Origin of the sequence: Pseudoalteromonas sp. OOF1S-7 (assembly GCF_022347765.1) — a bacterium.
Classification (GTDB): Bacteria; Pseudomonadota; Gammaproteobacteria; order Enterobacterales; family Alteromonadaceae; genus Pseudoalteromonas.
The window spans coordinates 11,466-26,963 of the sequence record NZ_JAKRFZ010000010.1 but is presented as its reverse complement, the minus strand read 5'-3'; the positions used below and the strand labels follow the sequence as shown (position 1 = coordinate 26,963).

11 protein-coding genes and 1 tRNA gene are annotated in these 15,498 nt (G+C 50.3%); 9 read left to right on the top strand and 3 right to left on the bottom strand.

The genetic code is table 11. The features are described from left to right. The first annotated feature begins 3 nt into the window (after window positions 1-3). The gene (gpsA, locus tag MHN33_RS14780) at window positions 4-1,011 is read left to right on the top strand and encodes an NAD(P)H-dependent glycerol-3-phosphate dehydrogenase (protein ID WP_239398856.1); all 1,008 of its coding nucleotides are present in this window, start codon (window positions 4-6) and stop codon (window positions 1,009-1,011) included. Between the two features lie 60 nt (window positions 1,012-1,071). On the opposite strand, the gene MHN33_RS14775 is transcribed toward gpsA, so the two are convergent. Then, entirely contained in the window at window positions 1,072-2,028 is a 957-nt protein-coding gene (locus tag MHN33_RS14775; RefSeq protein WP_239398854.1) for a hypothetical protein, read from the bottom strand. A 301-nt stretch (window positions 2,029-2,329) separates the two neighbouring features. On the opposite strand from MHN33_RS14775, the gene MHN33_RS14770 reads away from it, so the two are divergent. The 3 genes from MHN33_RS14770 (at window position 2,330) to MHN33_RS14760 (ending at window position 6,905) form a co-directional block, all read left to right on the top strand. Continuing rightward, on the top strand, window positions 2,330-5,203 hold the full coding sequence (locus tag MHN33_RS14770) for a M16 family metallopeptidase (RefSeq protein ID WP_239398852.1): 2,874 nt from the start codon (window positions 2,330-2,332) through the stop codon (window positions 5,201-5,203). A gap of 201 nt (window positions 5,204-5,404) precedes the next feature. Next, window positions 5,405-6,226 (top strand): serine O-acetyltransferase, encoded by an 822-nt coding sequence (gene cysE, locus MHN33_RS14765; RefSeq protein ID WP_239398850.1) that lies wholly within the window; start codon window positions 5,405-5,407, stop codon window positions 6,224-6,226. Between the two features lie 28 nt (window positions 6,227-6,254). Then, on the top strand, window positions 6,255-6,905 hold the full coding sequence (locus MHN33_RS14760; protein WP_239398848.1) for a hypothetical protein: 651 nt from the start codon (window positions 6,255-6,257) through the stop codon (window positions 6,903-6,905). Here the strand turns inward: MHN33_RS14760 and xseA are convergent. After that, entirely contained in the window at window positions 6,902-8,266 is a 1,365-nt protein-coding gene (gene xseA / locus MHN33_RS14755) for an exodeoxyribonuclease VII large subunit (protein ID WP_239398846.1), read from the bottom strand. The genes MHN33_RS14760 and xseA overlap by 4 nt on opposite strands. 131 nt (window positions 8,267-8,397) lie before the next feature. Between xseA and guaB the strand changes: the two genes are divergently transcribed. From guaB to rimI, 5 genes are all read left to right on the top strand, one after another. Beyond that, a complete protein-coding gene (gene guaB, locus MHN33_RS14750) occupies window positions 8,398-9,867 on the top strand; it encodes an IMP dehydrogenase (protein WP_239398844.1) in 1,470 nt (489 codons plus the stop codon). Window positions 9,868-10,044: 177 nt separating this feature from the next. Next, on the top strand, window positions 10,045-11,619 hold the full coding sequence (gene guaA / locus MHN33_RS14745; protein ID WP_046006173.1) for a glutamine-hydrolyzing GMP synthase: 1,575 nt from the start codon (window positions 10,045-10,047) through the stop codon (window positions 11,617-11,619). 148 nt (window positions 11,620-11,767) lie between these two features. Beyond that, window positions 11,768-11,844: transfer RNA gene (locus MHN33_RS14740), tRNA-Trp, on the top strand. Window positions 11,845-11,951: 107 nt separating this feature from the next. Beyond that, window positions 11,952-12,263 (top strand): hypothetical protein, encoded by a 312-nt coding sequence (locus tag MHN33_RS14735; protein ID WP_239398842.1) that lies wholly within the window; start codon window positions 11,952-11,954, stop codon window positions 12,261-12,263. Continuing rightward, window positions 12,260-12,733 (top strand): ribosomal protein S18-alanine N-acetyltransferase, encoded by a 474-nt coding sequence (gene rimI, locus MHN33_RS14730; protein ID WP_239398839.1) that lies wholly within the window; start codon window positions 12,260-12,262, stop codon window positions 12,731-12,733. The genes MHN33_RS14735 and rimI overlap by 4 nt, the downstream gene beginning before the upstream one ends. 33 nt (window positions 12,734-12,766) lie before the next feature. Here rimI and MHN33_RS14725 read toward each other — a convergent pair whose 3' ends face one another. Continuing rightward, window positions 12,767-15,430 (bottom strand): ATP-binding protein, encoded by a 2,664-nt coding sequence (locus tag MHN33_RS14725; RefSeq protein WP_239398837.1) that lies wholly within the window; start codon window positions 15,428-15,430, stop codon window positions 12,767-12,769. Window positions 15,431-15,498: the final 68 nt, after the last annotated feature.

The window sequence follows — 15,498 nt, the reverse complement described above, 5'->3', positions numbered from 1 at the left end:
GTGATGAATACAGCACAGTCAGCTGTGACCGTATTAGGGGCGGGGTCGTATGGCACCGCCCTTGCTATTTGTTTCGCCCGCAACGGTCATCAGGTTACTCTCTGGGGGCGTGACAGCGCTGCAATTGCGCAGCTGGACAACTCGCGTCAAAACGCCCGTTATTTACCGGATATTGATTTCCCTGCCTCGTTGCAGCTGGAAGCTTCACTGACCAAGGCTGTTCAGGCCAGTCGGTTGGTGCTGGTGGTGGTACCCAGCCATGCATTTGCGCAGACGCTGGAGTCGATTAAGCCTCATTTATTACCTGGTGCAAAAGTTGCCTGGGCCACCAAAGGGCTGGAGCCTGATACGGGGCGTTTACTGCAGGATGTGGCGCTGGACGTACTCGGTGAGCAGGTACCGCTGGCGGTTTTGTCCGGCCCGACCTTTGCTAAAGAAATGGCAGCCGGGTTACCAACGGCGATTTCGGTGTCGTCCCGTTGTGAAGCATTTCGAGCTGAGCTGGCCAAGCTATTGCATTGTGGCCGTTCGTTCCGGGTCTACAGCAACGATGACTTTATTGGTATTCAGCTCGGTGGTGCGGTGAAAAATGTGATTGCCATTGGCGCGGGTATGTCCGATGGTTTCGGTTTTGGTGCGAATGCGAGAACTGCATTGATCACCCGAGGGCTTGCCGAGTTGTGTCGCTTGGGATTATCACTGGGTGCACGCTCTGAAACCTTTATGGGCATGGCGGGTCTGGGCGATCTTATCCTGACCTGTACCGACAACCAGTCACGCAACCGCCGCTTTGGCCTGGCACTGGGCCAGGGCAAAAATGTCGAAGCGGCCATGCAGAGTATTGGTCAGGTGGTTGAAGGATATCGCAATACCAAAGAAGTGTACTTACTGGCCAAGCGTAGTGGCATTGAAATGCCGATCACGGAGCAGATCTATCAGGTGCTGTATCAGCAAAAAGACGTCAAAGAAGCGGCTATGGCTCTGCTTGGCAGAGAGCAAAAGTCGGAATAAATCGATGTCACATAAAAAAACCGAGCATGAGCTCGGTTTTTTTATGTCTTTGTGAATCGCTCAAGCGATCTGCTTTTCTGCCAGCGTCAGCTCCATGGTGGCCTTTAGTAATCGATACAGATTAATGGACGCATCTATCTCTTCTTTTCGGTTGGTCAGGCTTTCTATGTTCAGACCCAGCGGCACATCCAGGTGGGCACAGCTGAGCAAAATTGAATCCAGGTTCTCACGACAAATACGGATCGACTCACTCAGTGTGTTATCTGCATCCAGCATACGCCATTTGGTTGCCTCAGGCACAGAGATCCCCAGCCACTCCATAAACTGTAGCGTTTTTTCACCACCGCAGGGGGTAAAGGTCAGGATCAGGCGTTTTGGTGCAATCCCTTGTTGTTTGCAGGTACGGGCATAACTGGTGATTAAATCTATCGTGGCCTGGGCATTGTAAACCGCCTGAGAAATAAAGAATTCACAACCCTGGGTGGTTTTTTCAATCAGGCGCTCATGTTCATTACGCTTTGAGGCATGGCGCTCCGCAATCGTTACTCCCCCGAGGAAAAAGCGTTCATCATGTTTGGCTAGCGCCTGATAGGCATCGGGCAGCGACAAGCTGATTTTCCCCTGCGAGGAAGGAGAACCAACCAACACCAGGTTGTTCAGGCCAAATTCCTGCTTCGTGGTGTTAAGCCACTGGGAAAACTCTGTGCTGTCACGCTGTGCGACACTTTTATAGGTGATCACATCCAGCTGCGACAACGATTTAACCAGACGGCTGTATTCACAGGGATCGACGGTTTCTTTAAACGGAAAAGGGCGTGGCACATTAGTGCGGCTGCTTTCATCCTGAATGTCATAAACGACCACGCCATCGTATTCAATTTCGTGTAAACGATCGAGTAGCTTAGTGGCAATACGCTTCACTTTGTCCTGCTCCGTACCAGATTTGGGCGGAGTCGTACCAATCAAATATACCCCTTGGTTCGGGTCTAAGATTTTCTCTTGTAGTGATAACGCCATGGTCTTGATTCCGGCAAAAATTCAGTGTCTGAGATCTAATATAGCAGCCATTTAGACGTCTAGATAGATTTTTTTATTGAAAGAAATTCAATGCCAGTGAATTTCTTTCATGGTGCTTTCACGATATTGAATCAAGCCTTTGTTTTGTTGATGAGTTTATTGGGCATGATGCAGTTCATATTTTTTTACATAAAATAAGCGCGCAAAGATGAATTAAGGCGGGATTGCGGCATAATTGGGAACCATGTGCCTCACACAAGCGAGGCCAACAATAATAATCACTACAGATTTAGGGAAGCATATGAAATTTAAATTACTGGCGACCAGCCTGGCGGTGTCACTGGCACTGGCTGGCTGCGCAGCCACGTCGCAATCGACTCAGCAGACGCCAACCCAGGTTCAGGCGCAGGCAAACAACAAAGTATTTGCTCAGGACTATGTGCTGGAAGAGCTGGACAATGGTTTACGCGTGATGGTGGTGAAAACCGATTATCCGGATGTGGTCTCGCTGCAGATCCCGGTGTCTGTTGGATCCCGTAACGAAGTTGAGCCGGGGCGCACCGGTTTCGCGCACTTTTTCGAGCATATGATGTTTAAGGGATCGGAGAAGTTCCCACAGGACATATATGCCGACATTATGAAAAATTCTGGAGTGGATAACCGCGCCTATACCACGAATGATTACACCAACTACCATCTGAATTTCTCTAAAGAGCATCTGGATAAAGTACTGGAGATCAAAGCGGATGTCTTTCAGAACCTCAGCTACAGCGAATCTCAGTTCCGCACCGAAGCACTGACCGTTAAAGGGGAGTACCTAAAGAACAACGCCAGTCCGATCCGCAAGTTACTGAGCGCAGTGCGCAAAGAAGCCTTTGACCAGCACACCTACCAACACACCACCATGGGCTTCTTCGAAGACATTGAAGCCATGCCCGATCAAATGGAATATGGTCAGATCTTTTTTGAGCGCTTCTATAAGCCTGAGTACGTCTCTATCGTGATTGTGGGTGATGTGGATCCGCAAAAAACCATGGAGATGGTGAAAAAACACTGGGGCGGCTGGCAACGTGGCAACTATGAGGCCGATATTCCGGTCGAGCCTAAGCAGCAACAGGCCAGGTATGTGCATGAACATTATGAAGGTCTGCCGGGCCACTGGTTGCTGGTCTCGTACAAAGGGGCAGCGTGGCAGCCGGAGAAAAAAGATCGGGCAGCACTGGATCTGATCTCACAACTTTACTTCTCTGAAAACTCCGAGCTATATCAGGAGTTAGTGGTCGACAAGCAAATTGCCAGTCAGATGTTTACTTACAACGCCGAGACCAAAGATCCGGGTTTGTTGCATGTCTTTGTGAAGGTCAACGAAGAAAGCGATCTGGCTGTGGTCCGCGACGCCATCAATCGTACGTATGCAACGGCACGCACTGAATTGGTCGACAGTGATAAACTGGCGGCACTGAAGTCAAACCTGAAATACAGTTTTGCCAACGATTTAGACTCTTCGCAGGCAATCGCCAGTATGCTGGCTCAGTACATGCACTTTGAACGTGACCCGGAAGTCATCAATACCCTTTATGCGACCAGTGATTCAATCACGGCTGAAGACATTCGTGATGTGGCAAATCGTTATTTTGTCGACAGCGGTCGAACCACTGTAACTATGTCGGATCTGACCAAAGTGAAGGGTTTCGACAAAGAAGTTGAACTGGATACCCTGGTTGCACAGCAAAGTGAGCCAAAACAGCGCCATTTTGCCGTACTGGATAACACCAATGCATCGCCTTTGGTGGATGTGAACTTGTTATTTTACACCGGTGCTGCGGCTGATCCGAAAGGCAAAAAAGGGGTAGCAGCCCTGACTGCAGCAATGATTGCTAATGGGGGGTCACAAAGCAAGTCTTATAAAGAGATCCAAAAAGCGCTATACCCCATTGCAGGTAGCTTTGATTATCAGATTGATAAAGAAATGCTGTCACTGCGTGGTCGGGTGCACAAAGACAATGCAGCTCAGTGGTATGCCTTAGTCAGTGAGCAGTTACTAAACCCGGGCTTTCGTGAAGATGACTTCAAGCGCCTGAAAAAAGAGCTGATCGATAATATCAAGGCAGGCCTTAAGGCGTCTAACGATGAAGAGCTGGGGAAAGAGGTACTTTACCATAAGCTCTATCAGGGTCATCCGTACGAGAGCTATAACCTGGGCGATTTGTCCGATCTCGAAGCGTTGACGCTCGATGATGTCAAAGCTTTCTATCGCAGCCAGTTTACTCAGGCAAAACTGAATGTGGGGATCACCGGGGCGCTGAATGAGCAACTGAAAGCACGTATGCTGAGCGATCTGGCCCAGTTACCTAAAGGCGAAGAAGCGCGTCTGAGTATCCCGGATGCGCCAGCACTGGCGGGTCGTCATGCCACCATCATTGAGAAAAGTGCGAAATCGACGGCGGTGTCATTTGGCTTCCCAATCGATACCATCCGCAGCAGTAAAGACTGGACCGCCTTGTGGCTGGTGCGCTCTTACTTTGGTGAGCACCGTAACTCAAATGCATACCTGTTCCAGCGTATTCGTCAGGTGCGGGGTATGAACTATGGAGATTATGCTTACATTGAGTATTTCCCGCGCGGTATGTTCCAGACTAAGCCGGATGCCAACTTGGGCCGCTCAGAGCAAATCTTCCAGGTATGGTTACGTCCGCTGCGTTCTAATAACGACGCCCACTTTGCAACGCGGGTTGCACAGTTTGAGCTGGATAAGCTGATCAACGAAGGGATGACGGAAGAGGACTTCCAGGCGACCCGTAACTTCCTGAGTAACTTCGTGCCTCAGATGGTAGCCAGCCAGGATCGTCAGTTAGGCTATGCACTGGATAGTCAGTTCTATAACACTGATGAGTTTGTCAGCTATGTGCGTGATCAACTGGCTTCGCTGAGTGTGGAAGACGTTAACCGGGTGATCCGTGAAAACTTGCAAAGTGACAATATTCACTATGTGTTTGTAACGGGTGATGCGGATGACATGAAAGCACGTTTAGTGAATCAGACAGAGTCACCAATGCATTATAATGCTGAAAAGCCTCAAGTGCTGATTGATGAAGATAAGCAAATTGCCAACTACAAGCTGGCAATTCCTGGTGCGAACATCGATGTGATGAATGCAACAGAGGTATTTAAGTAGCCCTCAGACTGAGTCCCATTGCTGGACTCAGTGATCGGCCCGGCGGATCTGTTGATCCGTCAGGCTCTGCACCCCAGTTCACCATTTCGGGTTATAATTAATAACAAATTGATGCAAGAAGCCGTTGACTATCACTGCTAATTTTTTGAGTTGCAGGGTAAGATAGGCAAAGGCCTTGGAATAATTGAAATAGTGCAGTATATGAGACACGAGATCTGGCAAAAGCTTCGTCGGGAAGCGACCGAACTAGTAGACCGCGAGCCGCTGCTCGCCACCCATGTTTATTCAAGTATTTTAAATCACGAATGTCTGGGTGCGGCATTAAGCTTTATCGTCGCGAACAAGCTGGCAGACGCCGTGGTGTCTGCGTTCACCATTCGTGAGCTGTTCGATCAGGCCTTTGTGGATTGTGACCGGATGCTCACGCATGTCGCGCATGATATTAAAGCGGTTAAAGATCGTGACCCGGCTGCCGATAGCTATCTTAACGTTATCTCAAACCTTAAGGGCTTTCATGCAATACAAGCACACCGACTCGCCCATTGCTTATGGCGACAAGACAGAAAAGAGCTCGCACGTTTTATCCAGAGTCGTACATCCGAAGTATTTGGTGTTGATATCCATCCTGCTTGTCAAGTCGGCCATGGCATTATGTTTGACCATGCGACTGGTATAGTCATTGGTGAGACTGCGGTAATCGAAAATAATGTTTCTATTTTACAGTCGGTGACCTTAGGCGGTACCGGTAACGAACAAGGGGATCGTCACCCGAAAATACGCGCCGGCGTTCTGATTGGAGCGGGGGCGAAAGTTCTGGGCAATATTGAAGTAGGCGAGGGGGCACGTATCGGTGCCGGTTCAGTGGTCCTTAAAGCCGTTGAGCCACACACTACTGTGGTAGGGGTACCTGCCAAAGTGGTGGGCAAACCGCCGTGTGCTTGCCCGGCCGAATCGATGGATCAGAACTTTTTGGATGAAGATCTGGTTGCCCGCAATGAATCCCATACCAGCGCCATGCTGTAGTATCTGAGTGACCAGCGGGGTGGTACAGATGGATAACCTGAACCAAAAACTGTGCTGGATGTTATTGGGGGCGGTGATGGCTGCCCCATTAACATGGTGGATAGCTTCAGAGATGGCAGACACCCCCTCACAACCTACCCAAGTCGACCATCAACACTCAGCCTTCGAGGCTACATTTGAAGTACCAGAGCACGCAACTGCCGCTCTGCACAACAGTACAGAGTTGAGCGCATTGGAGCAGCAGGTATTACTGTTGCAAGACGAGTTGGCAACAGCTCGTGAGCAAGTCAGGGCAGCGTCCGAGCCAACCTCTGCAGTGCTTAAGCCCAATTCATCCGGTAATATTAATCACCAGCTTGCTGATATTTTTCGCACGGAAACACGTGACCCTGTCTGGGCTGACGAACTTGAACTACAGCTTGGCGACTTTCTTTATACCAGCGACTTAAGCACTTATTTCAGCTACGCCAGTTATGGTTGCAAGCGACATATCTGCCAGCTCAGTTTTACACCTCGCGGCGAGGATGTTGATACCATGCAATGGCAACGTCTGAACGACAGCCTCTTTAACAGCGCCTGGATAAAGTACTTTAAGGTCAGCGCCGCGCAGCAAACAGCACGCGGCATGCAGGTGCATTTTAGCACCAAAAGTATGCGTGAGCTGGCCACAGAGTATTAACTGTCTTCACCATTTGGGTTGTCTGGATTGATATCTATAACCTGGGTTTGCAAACGACCATCGTGTAATTCTGTAGTGAGTATATCGCCCGCAGTTACATCCTGAGTGGATTTTACCACTTTCTCGCCAGACTTAGTGATGCTGTAGCCACGTGCTAAAACGGCCAGCGGACTGACGCTGTCGAGCCTGGCCGCCAGTAACGCCAGGCGTTGCTGGTGCTGCTGTTGTGAGGTCTGCATCGCGCGAATGAGTTTATCTCTCAGGCCGTCGAGATGCGCTCTGGCATAACGCAGTTTCTGCTCTGGATGAAATTGCGCTAAGCGTTGCCGCGTCAGTGCAACATGGCTTTGTGCCCGATGTTGCTGGTGACTCATTGCCCGGTGTAAACGGCTGCTGAGCTCATCCACTTTTTGTGCCTGCTGCATCAGCTGAGTTTGCGGGTGTTGCAGTAACAGGCGCTGGTGTACATTGTGTAGTTGCTGCCCTTGCTGGGATACATAACGCTGCATGGCTCCCGTCAGACGCTGTTTTTGCTGGCGCAACTGAGCCAGAATTTCCGCGCCATCGGGGCTGACCAGCTCCGCCGCGGCAGAAGGCGTTGGTGCACGCAAATCGGCAACATAGTCACTGATGGTGGTATCTATCTCGTGGCCGACGGCGCTGATCACCGGCAGCTGACTGGCAAACAGGGCTCTGGCCACGGCTTCTTCGTTAAAACACCACAGATCTTCCAGTGAACCACCGCCGCGGCCAACGATCAGCACATCCACATCATTGCGGCTGTTTGCCAACGCAATTTGTGCCCCAATCTGGTGATGGGCTTCCTGACCTTGCACCTGGGTTGGGTAGATCACCACCTCAAGCTGCGGTGCCCGGCGTTTCAGGACCGACAGAATGTCTCTGATCGCCGCGCCGGTCGGGGAGGTGACAACGCCCACCCGGTTGATGCGCGCAGGCAGGGGTTGTTTATGCTGGCTGCTGAACAAGCCTTCGCCCGCCAGGCGCAGCTTGAGTGCTTCGAACTGTTGTTTTAACAGCCCTTCGCCTGCCGGAGCCATCTGTTCGACGATCAGCTGGTAGTCACCGCGTGGTTCATACACCGACACCCGGGCCTGAACCAGTACCTGCTCACCATTTTGTGGCCGGTAGCGGCAGTAGCGGTTGTTGCCACGCCACATGGCTGCCTTTACCTGGGCTTTGTCATCTTTAAGAGAAAAATACCAGTGCCCGGACGCCGGGGCGACAAAGTTGGAGATCTCGCCGGTCAGCTGTAAAGAAGCGAACCCCTGTTCCAGCAAACTGCGGATCTCACGATTGAGGCGCGAGACCGAATAAACTTTTTCTTGTTGTGGCAACGACATACTCAGCTCCATAAAAAATTCACGAATACTCTAGCATATTTTTGCTAAATTTTATTTACTCGCATAAGGAACGCTGATAAAATGCGCTCGCAATTCCTTATACTCAGTTTCACTTGAGAGATGCCGCACACATGTTAAGAATTGCAAAAGAAGCCCTTACCTTTGACGACGTACTTTTAGTACCCGCTCATTCGACTGTTCTACCACACACTGCGAACTTAAAAACCCGCCTGACTCGTGGTATTGAACTTAATTTGCCATTAGTTTCTGCCTCTATGGATACAGTCACTGAAGCGCGCCTTGCAATTGCACTTGCACAGGAAGGCGGCCTTGGATTCATCCATAAAAACATGACCATTGAAGAGCAAGCGCGCAATGTACGCAAAGTAAAAGCGTACGAAGCGGGGATTGTGTCTTTCCCGGTTACTGTGACCGCGGACAAAACCATTGCCGATACCCTGGCGCTGGCTGAAGAAAACGGCTTCTCAGGCTTCCCGGTCGTGGGTGAGAACAACCTGCTGGAAGGTATTATCACCAGCCGTGATATGCGTTTTGAAACCAAACTGGATAAGCCTGTGTCCTCTGTGATGACGCAAAAGTCGGATCTGGTGACGGTAAAAGAAGGCGCATCACGCGAAGAGATCCTGGGTCTGATGCACGAACACCGCATTGAAAAAATCCTTGTGGTCGACGACGCTTTCAAACTCAAAGGCATGATCACCGTTAAGGATTACCAAAAAGCACAGGAAAAACCAAACGCGTGTAAAGATGAGCAAGGCCGTCTTCGCGTAGGTGCTGCGGTTGGTGTGGGTGCCGGTACCGACGAGCGTATTGCTGCGCTGGTTGCTGCGGGCGTTGACGTACTACTTATTGATACTTCGCATGGTCACTCTCAGGGCGTTATTGACAGAGTCAAAGCAACCCGCGAAGCGTACCCGAACTTGCAAATTGTTGCGGGTAACGTGGCCACAGCTGAAGGTGCAGTAGCCCTGGCTGACGCCGGTGTTGATGCGGTTAAAGTGGGTATTGGTCCTGGCTCTATCTGTACCACACGTATCGTAACCGGTTGTGGTGTGCCTCAGATCACGGCAATTTCGGATGCGGTTGATGGCCTGAAAGGCCGTGACATTCCGGTCATTGCTGACGGCGGTATTCGTTTCTCTGGCGACATCGTTAAAGCCCTGGTTGCAGGTGCATCTTGTGTGATGGTTGGCTCTATGCTGGCAGGGACTGAAGAAGCACCGGGTGAAGTTGAGCTGTATCAGGGTCGTTACTACAAGTCATACCGCGGTATGGGCTCACTGGGCGCGATGAACCAAAAAGAAGGTTCATCAGATCGTTACTTCCAGAAAAGCAATTCTGCTGAAAAACTGGTTCCGGAAGGCATTGAAGGCCGCGTGGCTTACAAAGGCCCAATCGCCACCATTATTCACCAGCAAGTGGGCGGGATCCGCAGTGCCATGGGCCTGACAGGATGCGGCACCATTTTGGAGCTGAACACTAAACCCCAGTTTGTCCGCGTAACCTCTGCTGGTATGGGTGAGTCGCACGTCCATGACGTACAGATCACTAAAGAGGCTCCAAACTACCGCATGGGCTAATCCCGGCGGGTAAAAATGGGCTGGCGGTTGCCGGCCCTTCTTAATTTTAGTGTCTGCCTTCAGGCAAGGCACAGACAAACATTATGCGTTGGGCAGGCAAACTTGCCCGGTCATTTAGGTAATGCACTGTTGTTGTGCTTTACTAATTTTATCGCTTCCTAACAAACGAGATTATCAATGAGCAAAGACATCCATGATTCCCGTATTTTGATCTTAGATTTTGGTTCTCAATACACTCAATTGATCGCCCGCCGGATCCGTGAGATCGGCGTTTACTGTGAGCTATGGGCCTGGGATGTAACCGAGGAGCAGATCCGTGAATTTAATCCGCAGGGTATCATTCTGTCAGGTGGCCCGGAGTCTACGACTTTAGAAGGCAGTCCGCGCGCGCCTGAATATGTGTTCAATGCCGGAGTGCCTGTGCTTGGTATTTGTTACGGCATGCAAACCATGGCGTCGCAGCTGGGTGGTAAAGTACACAGCTCGGATAAGAAAGAGTTTGGTTACGCGAAAGTTGAAAAAGTGGGTAACTGTGCCCTGTTTGAAGCGATTGAAGATCACATCGAAGACGGCATCGGCAAACTGGATGTGTGGATGAGCCACGGCGACAAGGTCATCGAGATCCCTGAGCAGTTCATCACTTCTGCAAAAACAGAAACCTGTCCGCATGCAGCCATGTCTTGGGAAGAGAAACGTTTCTACGGCGTGCAGTTCCACCCGGAAGTAACGCACACGCAACAAGGTCTACGTCTGCTGGAGCGCTTTGCGACGGATATCTGTGGCTGTGAAAAACTGTGGACACCAAGCCAGATTATTGAAGATGCGGTTGCACGTATTAAAGAGCAGGTAGGTGACGATGAAGTGATCCTGGGCCTGTCTGGCGGTGTTGATTCATCTGTCGTGGCTATGCTGATCAACCGTGCCATCGGCGACAAACTGACATGTGTATTCGTGGATAATGGTCTGCTACGTCTTAACGAAGGCCAGCAGGTAATGGATATGTTCGGCGATAAGTTTGGCCTGAACATCATTAAAGTTGATGCGGAAGACCGCTTCCTGAATGCCCTCAAAGGGATTGACGACCCGGAAGACAAGCGTAAAGCGATTGGCCATACCTTCATTGAAGTATTCGACGAAGAAGCGGGCAAGCGTGTTAACGCGAAATGGCTGGCACAAGGCACCATCTACCCGGACGTGATCGAATCTGCGGCGTCAGCCACAGGTAAAGCGCACGTGATCAAGTCTCACCACAACGTAGGTGGCTTGCCGGAAGATATGGAGCTTGGTCTGGTAGAGCCGCTGCGCGAGCTGTTTAAAGACGAAGTACGTAAAATTGGTCTGGAACTGGGCCTGCCGTACGACATGCTATACCGCCACCCATTCCCGGGTCCTGGTCTGGGTGTACGTGTTCTGGGCGAAATCAAGAAAGAGTACTGTGACCTGCTGCGTCGTGCCGACGCTATCTTCATTGAAGAGCTGCACAAGGCTGATTTGTACCACAAAGTGTCTCAGGCCTTCACTGTATTCCTGCCAGTACGCTCAGTCGGTGTGATGGGTGATGCACGTAAGTACGACTGGGTTGTGTCGCTGCGCTGTGTAGAAACCATCGATTTTATGACGGCACGCTGGTCACACCTGCCGTATGAGTTCCTGGGTCAGGTGTCAAACCGCATCATCAACGAAATCGACGGCATTTCTCGCGTGGTGTACGACATTTCAGGTAAACCGCCTGCGACGATTGAGTGGGAATAAACACGTATCAGGTAACCTGATATAGGTTAAGAAAAGGGCGAATAGAGTAACTATTCGCCCTTTTTGCTGATAAAAACAGCAAACGGTCAGAAAGTTGATATTTTCTCTTTACCTTTTCGAATTGCTCATTATAATGCGTCGACATTGCAGGGGCGTAGTTCCAATTGGTAGAACAGCGGTCTCCAAAACCGATGGTTGCGGGTTCGAGTCCTGCCGCCCCTGCCACTTCCTTTCTTATTTTCTGATTATTCCCATATTTAATACAATTCAGATTGCAGTCATTGCACGCATATTCTAGAATCCACAGCATTTAATTTTTCCGGTGTTTTTGCATGCACGCAGCTCAGGCTCAGTTACTTGGTATAATGCCACTTAAACTCAAATCGGCTTTTGATCCTAATCCGCAGCCCACGGCGTCTGCACCTCAGGCAGTTGAACCCACAGCGGCGGTACTAACGTTGAGCGCGCAGTTACAACAGGATCTTTGCCTGGCTGCCAATGTCAGCGAACTCAGCGTTGCTGCTGGTGAGCCTCTGAGCTGGACCCAACGCGCGCAGCAGGCACATCTGGTTATACCGGAAGCATCACTGAGCGCGACGCAAAAGCGTGCCTTGTGGCAACAGATCTGGCGTGGACAATCATGACTGTCTCTATTCATGCGGACCATCTGGCAACGCTGCCACTGCAACAGATTATGGATATTGAGCAGGCCTGTCACACACACCCCTGGACCAGTAAGACCATGCAATCCTGCTTAAGCGGGCGCTACTTTAATGCCGCCCTGTATCGGGGTGAGCAACTGGTTGGCTTTTATGTCGGTGAGCGGGCTGGTCCGGACTTTACCCTGATGGATATTTGCATTGCACCTGCTTGTCAGGGACAGGGTCTGGCCTGGCAGCTGCTGGGGCACTTTATGGCAAGGTGTGAGCAAGACAAGGCTGAAAATATCTTTTTAGAAGTGCGAATAAGCAATGAGGCTGCCATTGGTTTATACCATAAAGCGGGCTTTACTGAGATGGGGGTGCGTAAAAATTACTACCCCACGGCGCAGGGTAAAGAAGATGCATTGTTAATGGGAAAAGTACTGCTTGACCCTGAACTTGTGAGTGACTGAAAGCGATGAGCGCATGCTTGCAACCTAATAAAGTCAGGCTTGCTCCTGTTCCAGGGTGTATCTGATGGCTTGTGTGAGCGTCAGCATTGCATATTCCCACTTGGTGGGGTTGTCTTCTCGCAGGCATGTCTCCAGATCGCCGGCTGCACTGTGGATGTTGCTAAAGCCAAAGCATCCGGCACTGCCCTTAAGGCTGTGTGCCAGTGCTCTGAGCGATTCCCATTCCTGATCCCCAAACAGCTGCTCCAGCTGAGTCAGTTGGTCGGGTAGCTTTTCCACATAGTTTCTGCTGATCTGTAAGTATTTTTCACTTTGTAATAGTGAGTTCCATTGGGAGTTTTTGTCTTCTTCCAGCTGCAAATATTTAAGCAGCACCGCACCGAGTTTTTCTCGGTCAATGGGTTTGGCCAGTGTTGCATCGCAACCTGCCGCCAGATAGGTGTCTATGTCATGTTTCATCACATTGGCGGTCAGTGCAATGATAGGGCCATCGTAAGCTGCATGGCGCAGCATTTCTGTGGCTTCCAGGCCGCCCATAACCGGCATTTGCATATCCATCAGGATCAGGTCGTAATCGTTGACCAGTGCCATCTCCACGGCTTGGGCGCCATTTTTGGCAATATCTGGCCTGAGCCCCCAGGCTCCGAGCAGTAAGGTCAGCAGTTCCTGGTTATCCGGATTGTCCTCGGCGAGCAGTATGTCGGCTTCTAACTGAGTTTGGTCCAGTTGCTGTGCGGACACTACGTGATCATGTGTCAGCTGGGCCTGATCCTCAATCCAGGCAAATTCTGTTGCCGGGTGGTTGGCTGCGACGGTAATTATAAAGCGACTGCCTACTCCCTGGGCACTCTCTACACTGACATCACCACCCAGCAACTGTGCCAGGTTTTTGGAAATACACAAACCCAGCCCGGTGCCGCCGAAGCGTCGGGTGGTGGTTGAATCGGCTTGTTCAAAAGGCTTAAATACCCGCGACATTTCGCCCTGCGACATACCAATGCCACTGTCTTTGACTTCAAATTCGAATCGGGCGGTGTCTGAACGGTAACGGGCGTTGATCTCAATACTGCCAGTCTCAGTAAATTTAACCGCGTTTGTTGCGATATTAAGCAGGATCTGCTTGAGCCGGGTTTCATCACTGTACAGTTGCTGAGGCAGTGGCAAGGCATAGTGAAGCGTGAAAGCGAGCTGTTTTTGCTCCGCCATAGGCGCAATGATCGACTCCACGTCTTTGAGTAAATGGAGCAGCTCAATGGGATCTTGCTCAACGGCCAGCTTTTCGGCCTCGATTTTAGACAGATCCAGAATATTATTAATTAACTCTAGTAAGTGCTTGGAGTTACGTAAGATGGTATCTAAATGCAGGGCTGAGTTGGTGGCACTGGGGTAGTGCAACATCTGCTCGGTGAACCCCATAATGGCGGTCAACGGAGTGCGTATTTCGTGGCTCATATTGGCCAGGAAACGGCTCTTTAACTGACTGGCCTGCTCGGCTTCTGCAATCGCCACCTCCAGTTGCTGGTTCATTTCTTCCAATGCCCGGGTGCGGTTTTCTACTTTTTCTTCCAGGTGTAATTTGTAGTCTTCCAGCTCTCCCTGGAAATCCCGGATCTGTTTGATCATATGATTAAAATCATCAAACAAGATACCCACCTCGTCATCGTCGTGCGCCGGTAATGCAACAGATAAGTCGCCATCGCCGACCCGGTGACTGGCTTCACCAAGTAGCTCGATTGGGGTCAGAAGTAGGTTCCTGACTACAATAAAGATAAGGATAGGGAGCGTAATTACTGACAGAATCACTATCAGGGCCGTGGTTAAACTGATGGCTTTACCAGACTGATAAAGAATGGTTTTGGGAATGGTCGAGATATAATAATAACCGCCACTGAGCTGCGCGCTGTAGGTCATCCGTCTGAGGTTATCAATGGATGGTAACACCAGAGAGTCCAGTTTACCTTTATCAGCCAGAGTATTGATTTGAGCCATCTCCTCGACACTCAAAAAGCTTTGATTGAAATGGCTGTCAGAGCTGAATAACACCTCACCTGATGCCGACACCAGCAGGTTTAAAGTATTGTCATAGGGGGCTTCAAGAATACTGCTGCTGATGAGCGACGGAGCAACCTGAACAATAATATAGCCTTCGCGTTGCGGGCGGTTAAGGCTGAAATCCACCCCATAGATTTGCTGAACAAAGTATAGCTGTGTCCCACCATTACTCGATGCCTGCATAAACTGTTGCTGGCGCAAATTGCTTTGCCTGACCTGGGCAAAGAAAGGATAAGACTGAGGTGCACGGTTGAGGTTACTGGCATAGAAAGCGTGGCTCTGACCATGTTCATTCACCAGATTAATGCTTAGGATATCCGGATAAGCTTCGCTGTAACTGGCAAACACATCCATGAGTGCGCCTAAGCGCTGGGTTTTTTCCAGGCTTTCTTTTTCTGGCAGAGTTAAAAAGTCACTAAGTACCGGAGAGGTAGACAGCAGTTTGGTTGTGGACTGATAGATTTCCATGTAGTTGAACATTTTCTGTTGTTGCTGTTCAACGAAGCGACTGACGATGAGTTTCGCCTGCTTCTGGGTCGAGCTGGTGACATTGGTTAGCGTAAAGCCGCCGAGCAATAGCAATGGCAGTATCACCAAAGGAGTGATATACCATAACAGCCTGATACTCAGCTTACTTGTTTTCATCCGTGTTCAATTCCATCTATCAACTTGGTGGTGAAACACCCCAGTATGACCACAAACGTGTCCGATTA

Bases quoted from the DNA above. Each gene is read 5' to 3' on its own strand.
- MHN33_RS14775 (WP_239398854.1), bottom strand. From the start codon at position 2,028: ATGGCGTTATCACTACAAGAGAAAATCTTAGACCCGAACCAAGGGGTA.
- MHN33_RS14770 (WP_239398852.1), top strand. From the start codon at position 2,330: ATGAAATTTAAATTACTGGCGACCAGCCTGGCGGTGTCACTGGCACTG.
- MHN33_RS14725 (WP_239398837.1), bottom strand. From the start codon at position 15,430: ATGAAAACAAGTAAGCTGAGTATCAGGCTGTTATGGTATATCACTCCT.
- MHN33_RS14760 (WP_239398848.1), top strand. From the start codon at position 6,255: ATGGATAACCTGAACCAAAAACTGTGCTGGATGTTATTGGGGGCGGTG.
- xseA (WP_239398846.1), bottom strand. From the start codon at position 8,266: ATGTCGTTGCCACAACAAGAAAAAGTTTATTCGGTCTCGCGCCTCAAT.
- guaA (WP_046006173.1), top strand. From the start codon at position 10,045: ATGAGCAAAGACATCCATGATTCCCGTATTTTGATCTTAGATTTTGGT.
- gpsA (WP_239398856.1), top strand. From the start codon at position 4: ATGAATACAGCACAGTCAGCTGTGACCGTATTAGGGGCGGGGTCGTAT.
- guaB (WP_239398844.1), top strand. From the start codon at position 8,398: ATGTTAAGAATTGCAAAAGAAGCCCTTACCTTTGACGACGTACTTTTA.
- MHN33_RS14735 (WP_239398842.1), top strand. From the start codon at position 11,952: ATGCACGCAGCTCAGGCTCAGTTACTTGGTATAATGCCACTTAAACTC.
- rimI (WP_239398839.1), top strand. From the start codon at position 12,260: ATGACTGTCTCTATTCATGCGGACCATCTGGCAACGCTGCCACTGCAA.
- cysE (WP_239398850.1), top strand. From the start codon at position 5,405: ATGAGACACGAGATCTGGCAAAAGCTTCGTCGGGAAGCGACCGAACTA.